This window comes from Aquirufa sp. ROCK-SH2, assembly GCF_054558315.1.
In genome coordinates this window covers 142,710-155,397 of record NZ_JBPXKB010000002.1, presented here as the reverse complement: position 1 = coordinate 155,397, position 12,688 = coordinate 142,710, and the positions used below count along the sequence as shown (strand labels likewise).

Genomic DNA, 12,688 nt, shown 5'->3' with positions numbered 1-12,688 from the left:
ATGATAGTATTCCCCAACGCGAAAGTCAATATTGGTTTGTATGTCACTGAAAAAAGGGCAGACGGCTTTCACAATTTAGAAAGCGCATTTTTCCCAACCAATTGGACCGATATATTGGAAATAACTCCACAAGAAACATTTGAATTTAGCGCATCTGGTTTACCTATTTCTGGAAACATAGAGAGCAATTTATGTTATCGAGCCTATCAATTACTGAAAGAGGCCTACAACATCCCTGGAGTGCATATTCACTTACATAAAATAATCCCAATGGGCGCAGGGCTCGGTGGCGGAAGTTCAGATGCGGCCTACACGCTGATGGCTTTAAGGGATATTTTTGAATTGACTTTGAGCAATACTGACTTAATTCCTTATGCTCAAAAATTAGGCAGCGATTGCGCCTTTTTCTTGTTAAATACTCCTGCCTTTGGGGTCGGCAAAGGAGATGAATTAAGTCCAATCGATTGCTCGATAGAGAATAAATTTTGGGTTTTTGTTTATCCAAAAATGGGCATTTCTACCCAAGAGGCCTATGCCAATATCCTACCGAAACCTGCTAAAAATCATTTGCCAGATGCACTAAAAAGACCCATTTCGGAATGGAAAAACACCATTCATAATGATTTTGAAGACAGTGTTTTCCCCAAATACCCCTTGCTAAAAGAAATCAAGGAAGACCTATACGCATTAGGCGCCATTTACGCCTCCATGAGCGGATCTGGTTCCACCCTATTTGGCATATTTGATCATCCGATTGAAATACCGGAAAAATGGAGTTCTTTTGATGTAAGAAGTATGAGGTAAGAGGTAAGAGGTAAGAAGTAAGAGGTAAGAGGTAAGAGGTAAGAGGTAAGAGGTAAGAGGTAAGAGGTAAAACTTAATGATTCTTAATGACTTAATGTTAAAAAAATCCTACCTCATACATCTTACATCAATCAGCTTTCTGCTACAACTTCCTTTACTTCCGGAACCATTCTTGTCATCAATGTTTCAATACCAGCTTTCAAGGTTATCGTTGATGAAGGGCAACCAGAGCAAGAACCTTGTAAAAGGACTTTGACTTGGCCAGTTTCTTCATTGAAAGAATGAAAAGAAATTGCACCGCCATCTGACTCTACAGCAGGTTTAACGTATTGTTCTAATACATTTTTGATCTTTGAGATAATTTCAGAATCAGAAGTCCCATCTGTTTCAGCATATTGACTTTCTGGTAAACTAAAGACAGGTTTTTTATCAGCAAAATAGGCCTTCAAATATTGTTTTATGCCAAATAATTCATCTTCCCAGGCAATATTTTCTGACTTGGTGAGGGTAATAAAATTACTCGTAATAAACACTCTTTTAACAAAATCGAATCCAAATAAAGCGACTGCCAAAGGAGAAGATTTTTCTTTGGTCAAGCCATCTGCTGGTTGTTCGTAATCAAATGTTAAACCATCTGGCAACAATTCAATATTAAAAACAAATTTCATTGAATGTGGATTGGGCGTCGATTCGGTATAAATATGTATCGTTGAAGTAAGCATGATCGAATTTAAATTAGATGTAAATAGTATAACTACAAAAATAGTAGATAAGTTTCACAATGAGGTGTGAGAAATGTAGAATTCGGTGGCTGAGGCTCTCGAAGCCACCTATTACCTCTTACCTTTTACCTATTACCTCTTACCTCATACCTGACCTAACCACCTCAAACCTCCTTTTCGCCTCTTTCCTAGAAAAAGCATTAAAATGCCACCATTCAAAATCGATGGGCATGAAACCTGCTTTTTTCATTAGATTTCGCAATAATAAACGATTTTCATAGGCTTTTTGGGACAATTGGCCATTGTTTAAAAATTGTTGTTCCAATTTCGGATAGGCCAATTCCCCGAAAAAATCATATTTCGTGCCCATATCCAAGGCCTGCCCATGCTCATCAGCCAAAGTAAGATCAATGGCGCTGCCATAATTATGAATGGAATGTTCTTTGGGATCTGCCACATATTTTTGGCGTTCTTTGGGCGGCAAATCGCTCAATGTATTCCATAAAACCCATTGAATCGACAAAGGTCTAGCTGCATCATATATCAGAATATGATACCCAGGATGTGTTTTCTGTAAAATTTCATTCGCTATTTTTAATTTGGCAATCACCTCTTTTTGCAAATACGCGGTATGTAAACAGCCATACACATTCTTTTTCATGAAATTATCCGTTGTACCATATTTCAAGTCGACCAAAATGGAAGGAATTTCTTTCTTTACTTCTAAAAGTCCCTGCACCTGCATGGCTAATTCATATGAACAATTCGATTTTTGAGCCGACAGCGTTGAAGAAAGACCTGCATAAAACAGAAAAAGAAAGGATAATCGAGAAAGCTTTTCCATAAAAAACAAAGAATTTCCCTAAATTTAGCCAAATTTTTAACGAAATAATGCCTCATTAATGGCGCTTTGATCAATGGCTTTAAATTGGATTTGGTTTTTATTTTTTGGCGTGGCATTCGTGGTAGCCATTATTCAATATATTTTCTTTGGAAATGCGGACATTTTTAAAATCTTGGTCGATGGCATGTTTGATTCCGCCGAAATGGCCGTAATGAAAATTGCCTTGCCTTTGGCGGGTGTTATGACCTTCTTTATGGGCATTTTGCAAGTGGGTGAAAAAGCGGGCGCCATTCAGTTTTTAGCCAAAAGAATTAGACCTTTTTTTACCCGATTATTTCCCGAAATTCCGCAAGACCACCCTGTTCATGGACAAATGATCATGAATTTTTCTGCGAATTTATTGGGACTTGATAATGCTGCCACTCCATTTGGCTTAAAAGCCATGCAAGGATTGCAAGATTTGAATACGGAAAAAGAAACAGCTTCCAATGCTCAAATCATGTTTTTGACCTTGCATAGTGCTGGACCTGTCTTAATTCCACTCAGCATCATGGCACAAAGAGCCATCTATGGAGCAAAGGATGCATCGGATGTCTTTATTCCCTGTTTAATGGCCACCTACGCCGCGACAATGACTGGATTGATATTCGTGGCTATCAAACAAAGAATTCGCCTCTTAGATCCCGTTTTAATGGGCTGGATCCTGTGTCTAACTGCCATTTTAGGTGGGATATTATTTTATTTCAGTCAATTGAGCAAAGAACAGATTGAAATTCAATCCAAAATATTCAGTAATGGATTATTATTTACCCTAATTTTTAGCTTTTTAGCAGCTGCGTTTTGGAAGAAAGTGGACATCTTTTCCACCTTTGTAGATGGCGCAAAAAGCGGATTTGAAACATCGGTGAAAATCATCCCTTATTTGGTTGGAATGCTCGTTGCCATCAGTTGTCTAAGAAATTCTGGGGTCTTGGATTTTATTGTACAAGGCATGAAATGGATTGTTTCATTAACCCCTTTAGATGCCCGTTTTACGGATGCTTTACCAACTGCCTTACTACACCCAGTGAGTGGAAGTGGTTCCAGAGCGATGATGATTGATACCATGAAAACCTTTGGCCCCGATTCATTCCCTGGCCGATTATCATGCGTTTTTCAAGGTTGCGCAGAAACCATTTTATACGTGATTGCCCTCTATTTTGGATCTGTGCAAGTCAAAAATATTCGCTATACCCTATGGGCTGGCCTCACCGCAGATATTGTGGGAATTATCACGGCGATTGGGGTTAGTTATGTGTTTTTTGGATAGGAAGAGAGGAGAGAGAAAAGAGAAAAGAGAAGAGAGAAAAGAGAAGAGAGAAGACACCTATTACCTTTTACCTTTTACCTATTACCTATTACCTAACAACTCTACACTCCTCATATCTCTCCCCTAACAATTCATTCGTTTCATCCAACAAACAATCATTTCCTTCCATCCATTTTTGGAAAAAATCCCGAAGGGAGCCTTCATATACTTCTTCACAAATGGCATAAAAATCCTCCAAGGTATATCCCCTTTTTAATCGACCGAAGCGTTGATTCATTAAAAGCATCACTTCCCGAATTGATTTTTGATCTTCAAATTTTCGACGAATCATTAGGTCAAGACCGAGGGCAAACAAGGCCCCTTTGTAATAAATGGAAACCCTTTTACTAGGTAAAGATTTACCATAACCGTCCATCCATAAATCGATGGAACTTTCCACCAAAGACTGCTTTGAATCCCCATCTCGATCAAAATGCAACTTCAAATTTCCCAATAAAGAGGCCACATATTCCTCTCGATTCCACACCCCAGAAGCGTATAAAAACCAATCGCCCAGGTAGGTCGTTATTCCCTCTACAATACCTCCTGTAGTAAAATAAACCTCTTTATGATAAGCATAAGGCAATAATTCTTTGGGGCGAATGGTGCCAATGTTCCAAACGTGAAACAATTCATGGGATGCCAATCCGATCAAATCTTCATACGCATCGCGATCTTCTGGACCCATGACCATCATAGTGGAATTAATATGTTCTACTCCATGGTAAAAAGGTTGTGGACAAATCCAATGTAAAAATCGATAGTTTTTTACGGGGAAATCTTTCATCCAATCCAACTGAAATTCGCTGATTTTTTGATAAGCAGACAGCAATTTTTGAGTGAAAAATCCTTGGGGAACAATGCCTTGCGCATAAAAAGTAACATCACCCACTTTCCATTTAGCACTAGCGATTTGAGGCGCTGCCATAAAAGGAGAATCGACTAATTCCCGATAAGATTTGGCCCTCCAAGTGAACGAATTAAGGTTTTTAAGTGCCGTTGCTTTTTGCCAAAAATCCAGACAATCTATCCGAACTTCGCAAGCTTGGTTTTCTGTCCCTTTCAAAAATAAACAACAATTGATAAAATTGATGTATAACATCTCAGACGTAGAAACACTTCCTCCTGCATCTGCCTGCTCCGCCCAATAGCTATAATGCAAAGTGATAGGCTCTAAATCCTCCGCTAAAAGATTCCAAACCGATGGTTCAGATTTGAAAATTTCAATGGAATTTCCTGATGCACTTTTCGCAATTACTTGATCAATATTTTTAGCAAAATGCTGCGCTTGATATCTTCCTGGACGCCAAATGGGCAATAAAATGCTTTGCTTCCCTAACTTTTTAGGGAAAAAAGTATAAGTCAATTGAAGCCTTTTAGGCTCCTTTTCATCGGCGGAAATGGTATAAATGGATGTATTCATTTAAGCTAATACTTCTTGTAAAATTTGCAAAGACCTTAATTCTCCGAAAGATTCCACATGTAATTGATAATAACGAATCAAGGCCCCCAACATTTCTTTTCTTTGAGTTTTGGTGACCAAAATCGAGGTTCCATAATCGGATAAAATCAATCGATCCAAAACCTCCAAATGATCCGGCCTTCCGTATTCTGAACGATTCAATGCCAATTGTTGATAAAATTCCGAGCCATTACTGGGCGAAAAGCCTAAAAAAGCGGTCAAATTCCATAAAAACTGGATGTGAAAATTTTCAAAATTCTCCTGACAAGTATCTAAAAACTGCAAAGAATCCTCCAAAAATTGAAACAAAATAGGATTTGCTTCCTCTTCTTTTAAAACCTTATTCAAAACTTCACTTAAAAACAAAGCAATGCTCGATTTAGCAATATCAAATGGAATATGCTGATAAGGAAAATAACATTTCAGCTCAGAAATTCGATTCAAGCCTTTTCCTGGTTTGGAATAGACCTCCATATCCAACAGCGTTAGCGGCTGAAATAAGGCCATTTTATGTTTCGCTTTGGCGGAACGCACGCCATTTTCGATATAACTAGCGATCCCCAATTCTGCAGTATAAATAGTAACGAGCAAGGAAGTTTCTCGGTATTTTAAATAATGAATAACGATGCCTTTGGTTTTGGTCAGCATATTATTCTTCTGAATTTTCAGCCAAAAAATCGTCCGATAATCCGATTTCCAAGGCTAATTTTTCTAAAATTTCATCCACACTTGCGTCTTCCGCAAATCGAATGGGCTCCCGAAATTCAACCTCCAATTGAGTGTTTCTCTTTTTGAGAAGTAAGCCCTTTTTGTCAAAAGCCCTTCTAAATCCATTGATTCGGACAGGAACCACAATAGGATTTTGGCCTTTGATCAAATGTGCTACACCTTTTCTTAATGGAGCAAAAGCCCTGGTGGTACCTTGAGGAAAACTGATGACCCAACCAAATCCTAAACCTTTTCCAATTTTCTCAACAGCCTCCAAATCCACTTCCCTTTTGACTTCTTGGCCATTGGCTCTCCAAGAACGATTTACCAAAATGGCTCCCGCTTGGGCAAATAATTTGGGAACCAATCCGTCATTTTTCATCGTCTCTGCAGCCGCTACATAAAATAAATTGGACCGAGGCGCCAACAAATAAATGGGATAATTGACGGAATTTTTAAAGCCCCATTTGACGGAAAAAAAGATGTGATACAAACAAATCACGTCCATGAAATAGGTTTGATGATTCGGCAAGAATAAAACACCGTTTTCAGGCAAATTATCTATATGTTCCGTCCCCTTGATCAAGGTTTTGTTGTAAAAACGGAGTCGATTATAGGTAACCAAACCCAACACAAACATGATGATTCGTTTAAATACAATCGGATTTCCAAAAGGGTCTCTTTCTCCGATTCCCAAGGTGTCCATAAATTGAAATAATCGTGTTAGCTTAGATGCCATTAAAATCCTCCTTGTTTACTTTTTGCTTTGGGTTTTGGTGTTGATTTTTCTTTTGGTTTATCAAGGGTTTTAGTGGCTGCTTTTTTTGTTGGTACAATTTTACGATAATAAGATGTAAATTTCTTCAAAAATGCATCTTTTTCATCCGATGCCGCCTCTACCACTCGAACACCTAACTTATCTGCATCCTTTTTGTTTTCTTTAACTGACTCTCGAATAGCGGATAAAAATCCATTATCCGAAGAATAAACGCCTAATTCACCATTGAAATAAGCAAAATAATACCAAAGATCTTCCGATAATTCCCAATACGCATAGAACTCCTCTTTACTTGGTTTTTTGATGACTTCCATGTAGCCTTTAACCATATTGTTCACATCCACAGGCCCCACATTGACCAATGGAAAGTTTTCTGTGGTATAAAATGAGCTGGTATTAGGCGACCAAGTCCATTTAACCGAGGAAAAATTAATGCTTTTAGCGAAATCGGGGGCGACTTTATCCAAGGCCACATGCTCTTTATCCATTTTACTTTTGATAGGCTCAGGAATATCTTTGTTCATCAATAAACTCACCCTCAACAAATAATCATCTCGCGTTTCAGGTTCATCTGCGGAACTTGTGATCAAACCTTCATCTAAATTATACTTCACGATTCGATCTCCCATTACCTTTAATACATTGGCTGGCACAGGGAATTGTAAACTTAACCAAGATTCAATTCTAGGAACCAAGGTGTCCGTCGACATGTGAATATTTCCAAAGGATTTCAGCCATTTATTTCCCGTAAATAACTCCACCGCACCACTCGTTTCAATTCGTTTTTCTTTGGTATACAACTTCATTAAAGACGTTTTGCCCAATACTTGAAAATACTCTTTTTGTTCCTCCACAATCCCAGAAGCTGAAAATAAAACAGGATCCAAATCATCTGAAACGGGACTCAAAAAGGTTGGATACAATTTATTATCAGCATTGATAAATATTCCAGCTGTAACAGGCCTTCCTGATTCATCTCTTAAATTTTCATCCAATTTCAAATTTGGGCTTTCACCTTGTTTGGGTTCAAAAGGAATCCATGCGGATTTGATGTTTTTTAATCCCAAATCTGGACGAATAAATCCTTTGAATTGTAAAAATTCTTGATCCGAATGAAAACTCACTTCCCCCTTAAATTGCTGATGTTGACCAATGGCCAAAGTGCGTTTTTCTCCAAAATTGGCCTCTGCTTTCACTAATTTTCGTGCTTGATTTTTTGCATCGGCGGGAATTTCCGTGAATTCAAATTTGCTCAAAGGCAAAGGAATACTATCGCCACTGGCTCTTGGAAGAAGGTAATTAGCCGTACCTTTCCAAAACTCAGAATTGGCCTCTATGACAGCTAGATTCTCCAATTTATGTCGGTTGTTGTCAGGATCTAACAAGGCTTTTGCTTCCGTAAATGGCTTGAATTTTCCATCTTTTTGAATGCCCAATAATCCTCCAGAAGGATAAACCCAAGCAGGTCCTATGGCCAATTGCTTGACTCCCCCTAATTGTAAAAACTGAGCCTTTAAATCGTAATCCGCCGAATTTGCTAAAATTAACCCTTGCGATTCCCCTACATTGCTTTTCATCTGAGAAGGAACATTCAAACTATCTTTTTCAAAAGTCGTGCTATCCGCAGACCACTTACTTAACTCGAACCCTTTTTTACCAAATAATTTAAATCGTTGATTGCTTAAATCCCAAAGAGCTTCTGAAATCGTACTTTGATAAGCCAAATGAGGGAATACAATATTGCTTTCTGCCAAATCGCTCGTGGTATTTTTCGCTGTTTTGAGTGTCACTTTATTGCTGCCAACCAGCGATTCTACAGATATAGATTTTGCATAAACCAAAGGTTTGAACAATTTCATGTTCCTACCAATTTGAAAAGCAGATTCATCACTTTGCCAATTGGTGGCAGCAAAAGTAAATCGAGAAGAGGTAAATAGTCCATCTGCATAATTCAGAATTCCTGCTCCTACCACTTTCTTTTGATGAATAAATAAGTCGCCATCTAAAGTCAACAAGTTTTGATACAAAGCAATTTTCGACTTAATGGGATGAATGGTGATAGAATCTTTTTGAGGAACCCAACGCAAGGTATGTTGTTCCCAACTCGCTTGTGGAAAAACATTTTTACCTTGATAAAGGCTTTGCATTTTGCCTGAAGTACTATTTGCAAGAAGAGAATCAGGATAAAATTGACTCGTTTTGGTATCCGAAAAAATACCTGAAACACTTAAATTTCCAGACGCATGCAAGCCTAATTTATCCATGAATAAAGGTCCTTCCAATTGGAATTTTCCTTGCTTTTGGTAAATATCCAAAGGATTTTTTTGAAGATATTTAAAGCCAAACGATTGATCTGGCATCAATTCCAAATCCGTTTTTAATACAGGAAATAAGCCATCAGAATAAAAAGATCCTTCAAAGGTAATTTGCTTCAACAGCAAACTATCCAGCTCAATTTTAGGCACCTTAAAATAATATTTTGAAGCAGAAAAGACGCCTTCTGCGCGCCATGGCTCATTAAAATAGGCCGTAACTCCTTTTGGAATAATTAATTTAGGGTACGCCGCAATCCCCAAACGGCCCGATTTATTGTTGGGAGGACTCAATAACAAAGAGCCAGATTCGTATTTAAATTGCCCTCCTAATTCCTTTGTTCCAATATCTCCATTTTTCAATTTGGGCAAAAAAGTAATCGAATCTATTTGATTAAATTTTACGGTGAAATTGGCAAAATCAAATTTAAAATCAGGACCTCTAAACCGGTAATTCCCAATTTTAATTTCTCCATTGAAATCGAAATCGCGACCATTACTAAAAACAATTTGATGATCAATAGGTATAAAATTTGCTTTCAAAGAATCGGAAATTACGACTTCATCTATCCCTCGAACTTTCAGGGTTTTGTTGCTCAAATACAAGGTAATATTGGCGGTATCTTTGGGCACTTGGTCCGACATAGATGCCACATAAAATCGATCAAAATCTTTTTTGGCAAACAATACGTTGGCATAATGTTTACCTAAACGAGTAAAAGAAATCAGGTCCGTTTGGGTCGAATAATTAAGATATCCCGCTTTGGCAAAACGAACAAAACCCGCTTGAATTTCCTTTAAGGTCTTTTTATTTTTAAGGGCGATATCACTTAAATATGCGCTACTTGATTTCGTTTCCAAGAGATAATTGTACAAAATCCGAATGGGATTAAATGTCATCATATCTTGCAAAACACGAATCCGCTCTTCTTCAAAATAATCAAAAGATTCTACCCAAGCGGGGTTTTGCAGTTTAGCTGCGACCCTAAAAAAATCTACTTTTTTATCCCGCACAGAAATGATGGCTAAATCTGCTGAAATGCGAACTTGATGATAAGAATCTTCGAAAAACAAGCGGTCGGCATTAAGTCCTTCCAATTTTCGAATGTGCAAAACCTGTTCTTTGGGAAACCATTTAGCTTTGATACTTGCATGTACTAAACTATCTTTTGTTCCTAAACGAGAAAAGTACTGCCCTTCTGCAATTTGAACCGATTGATCAGGATGAATCCACAGCACTTGGGTTTGAATTTTCCCCAGTAATTCCTTTTCATTAAAGACCTCAAAAGTGGCCCATTTAGACTTAGAAGAGGCCATTATCCCCAATTTGTCGCCTAAAATCCACAATCTACCATTGGCCTTCCAATCACTTTCTTGCCAAGGTTTTGGTAAATCCTGTTTAGCTTTGAACTCGAAAGGAAAATATAGTGCATTGCTTTTTCGCTTCAATTTAATTTGTCCTTGACCTGCCAAATTCCAATCATTTCGGTCCTGCCAATTACTCACAGTTCCATTTAAAACACCTTTATGGGGAATGATTTCGAATTCTTCCAATGACCAAGATGCAGAAGGAAATCCAACATATTTACCCGGAATATCTACTTTTTTCCCTGTCCCAATTTTAGATTTAACACTCCAAACAAATGCATTTGCCTCGAATTTGATGCTATCTTTTCCGGTACGATACATGATTTCAGGGCGTTCCCAAGTTAGTAAAGGGCCGTCTTCAACGAACAAATTAGGCAACCAATTGCTCTCTGATTCAAGCGACATTTCTACGTCCACATTTGTGCTGGGAGAATCCCAATTGTCATTATTGGCAGCCACTTGATTGGTATCTACTTTACTTACAGATTGTTGAACAGGCCAGGTGATGCTTAGATTTCCTTTGACTCTCAATTGCATATTTCCCAAGCTAGGAATAAAGCGATTGTATTGCCAATTTTCGATTTGTTCCACCAATAATTGACCCGTTTTGACATCTTTGGCGGCAACTAATTTCTCCCAAACGCTTAAAAATTGCTGTAAATTTTCAGGATGATTTTCCCATTGAATGGTAGATCGAAAAAATAAATAGGCTAAATAACCCGATTTAAATCCCTTATTGGGCATAGACAAAACCAATTGCTCAAAACGCGTTTTTTCTTCTGGACTAAAAGTGGTCCCTACATAAAATTTAAGCCATTTTTCAGCAGTTTGAGGTGCTTCTCGATTTTTACTAGAAAGAATCCAAGCTTTTACTTCTTGTGGAAAATTCCCTTTTGAACTAAAAATTTGGGCAATAGTCTGCGTGCGGATAAATCCGAAAAATAAAAAGAATAGAAAAACGGTTTTTCGAAACATATTCTTGATAGGAATCCGCATAAGCGAGTAAAAATAAGCAAAATTTTAAGATATTTGAGGCAAAATTCCCCAATATGCAAAACGTACTTTCTTTGTTTTCTCGTATAAAAGCATTTGTATTTGATGTAGATGGAGTCATGACAGACGGCCAAGTACATGTTTTAGAGTCGGGAGAACATTACCGAAGTTTTTATATTCGCGATGGATATGGGATCGAAAAGGCAAGGGAAGCAAATTATCAGCTTTGTGTGATTACAGGTGGAGGGCATCCCGGTGTAAAGAAACGATTAGAAAATTTAAAATTTCAACATGTATATGCCGGATTAGGGGGAAAAGATAAGCTAACAACTTATTTAGAGTGGTTGGAAGAAGTAGGAATACCTGAAGAAGAAATCTTGTACATGGGTGATGACGTGCCAGATTTAAAGATATTATCTAGACCAAAATTATTAAGTACATGTCCCAACGATGCAATTCCTGAAATTCACCAAGTAGTGAAATACATTTCTCCGTTTAACGGGGGAAAAGGAGCAGTTAGGGATGTGATTGAAAAAGTAATGAAATTGCAAGGCACTTGGCCTTCTTAACAACTCGACCATGGCACTTATTTTACCCGTAGAAGGAGTTTCTCCTCAAATTGATACAACTTGTTGGTTAGCGCCAAATTCAACGCTTGTAGGTGATATTGTCATGGGTGAACATTGTACAGTATGGTTCAATGCTGTGGTGCGAGGGGATGTGAATAAAATTCGAATCGGTCATCACAGCAATATTCAAGATGGCGCTGTGGTACATTGTACTTATCAAAAAACAGAGACAATCATTGGCAATTATGTTTCCATCGCTCACAACGCCATCGTGCATGGGTGTACGATTGAAGACCGTGTTTTAATCGGCATGGGCGCCATCGTAATGGACGGAGCCTTTATAGAATCAGGCAGTATCATTGCTGCAGGCGCAATTGTTACCCAAGGAACTCGCGTAAAATCAGGAAGCATTTATGCGGGAAATCCCGCCAAATTCCTAAAAGAAGTTAGTCCCGAAGCTGCCGAGGTATTCATGCGCACTGCAATGAATTATGTGAAATATGCGGGGTGGTTTAGGTGAGGAGAGAGGAAAGAATGTAGAATTAAGAATGTAAAATTGAGAATGAAGTCTCAATTCAGCACTCTTAGTGCCCTCTGTGATAAAAACACTAATTTATTTTGTACCACAGAGGACACAATTTTTTCTCTTTTCTCTCTCCTCTTTTCTCTCTCCTCTTTTCTCTCTCCTCTCTTCCTAAAAATTTTATCATATAACTGAACTTTTAAACGTGTAAATTGCAGGGGGTAAGGGGACGCATTACCCCTTAAAAAAAGAAAATC

The 12,688-nt window shown here is 38.0% G+C and carries 10 protein-coding genes; 4 read left to right on the top strand and 6 right to left on the bottom strand.

What is annotated here, in order from left to right:
* Positions 1-804, top strand: coding sequence for a 4-(cytidine 5'-diphospho)-2-C-methyl-D-erythritol kinase (gene ispE / locus V7S79_RS04660; RefSeq protein ID WP_459489397.1), 804 nt, complete (start codon positions 1-3; stop codon positions 802-804).
* Between the two features lie 131 nt (positions 805-935).
* Here ispE and V7S79_RS04655 read toward each other — a convergent pair whose 3' ends face one another.
* Together V7S79_RS04655 and V7S79_RS04650 are read right to left on the bottom strand one after the other, a co-directional pair.
* On the bottom strand, positions 936-1,526 hold the full coding sequence (locus tag V7S79_RS04655) for a NifU family protein (protein WP_459489396.1): 591 nt from the start codon (positions 1,524-1,526) through the stop codon (positions 936-938).
* Positions 1,527-1,665: 139 nt separating this feature from the next.
* Positions 1,666-2,370, bottom strand: a complete 705-nt coding sequence (locus tag V7S79_RS04650; protein ID WP_459489395.1) for a M15 family metallopeptidase — start codon at positions 2,368-2,370, stop codon at positions 1,666-1,668.
* Positions 2,371-2,443: 73 nt separating this feature from the next.
* On the opposite strand from V7S79_RS04650, the gene V7S79_RS04645 reads away from it, so the two are divergent.
* Positions 2,444-3,679, top strand: coding sequence for a nucleoside recognition domain-containing protein (locus V7S79_RS04645; RefSeq protein WP_459489394.1), 1,236 nt, complete (start codon positions 2,444-2,446; stop codon positions 3,677-3,679).
* 88 nt (positions 3,680-3,767) lie between these two features.
* Here V7S79_RS04645 and V7S79_RS04640 read toward each other — a convergent pair whose 3' ends face one another.
* From V7S79_RS04640 to V7S79_RS04625, 4 genes are read right to left on the bottom strand one after another with little or no spacing between them, the layout of a single operon-like run.
* Positions 3,768-5,141, bottom strand: coding sequence for a M61 family metallopeptidase (locus V7S79_RS04640; protein ID WP_459489393.1), 1,374 nt, complete (start codon positions 5,139-5,141; stop codon positions 3,768-3,770).
* The gene (recO, locus tag V7S79_RS04635) at positions 5,142-5,828 is read right to left on the bottom strand and encodes a DNA repair protein RecO (RefSeq protein WP_459489392.1); all 687 of its coding nucleotides are present in this window, start codon (positions 5,826-5,828) and stop codon (positions 5,142-5,144) included.
* Position 5,829: 1 nt separating this feature from the next.
* Positions 5,830-6,627 (bottom strand): lysophospholipid acyltransferase family protein, encoded by a 798-nt coding sequence (locus V7S79_RS04630; RefSeq protein ID WP_459489391.1) that lies wholly within the window; start codon positions 6,625-6,627, stop codon positions 5,830-5,832.
* Positions 6,627-11,321, bottom strand: coding sequence for a hypothetical protein (locus V7S79_RS04625; RefSeq protein ID WP_459489390.1), 4,695 nt, complete (start codon positions 11,319-11,321; stop codon positions 6,627-6,629). Before V7S79_RS04625 ends, V7S79_RS04630 begins: the two co-directional genes overlap by 1 nt.
* Positions 11,322-11,395: 74 nt before the next feature.
* Between V7S79_RS04625 and V7S79_RS04620 the strand changes: the two genes are divergently transcribed.
* Together V7S79_RS04620 and V7S79_RS04615 are read left to right on the top strand one after the other, a co-directional pair.
* Entirely contained in the window at positions 11,396-11,908 is a 513-nt protein-coding gene (locus V7S79_RS04620; RefSeq protein WP_459489389.1) for a KdsC family phosphatase, read from the top strand.
* A gap of 10 nt (positions 11,909-11,918) precedes the next feature.
* On the top strand, positions 11,919-12,428 hold the full coding sequence (locus V7S79_RS04615) for a gamma carbonic anhydrase family protein (RefSeq protein ID WP_459489388.1): 510 nt from the start codon (positions 11,919-11,921) through the stop codon (positions 12,426-12,428).
* The last annotated feature ends 260 nt before the right edge of the window (positions 12,429-12,688 follow it).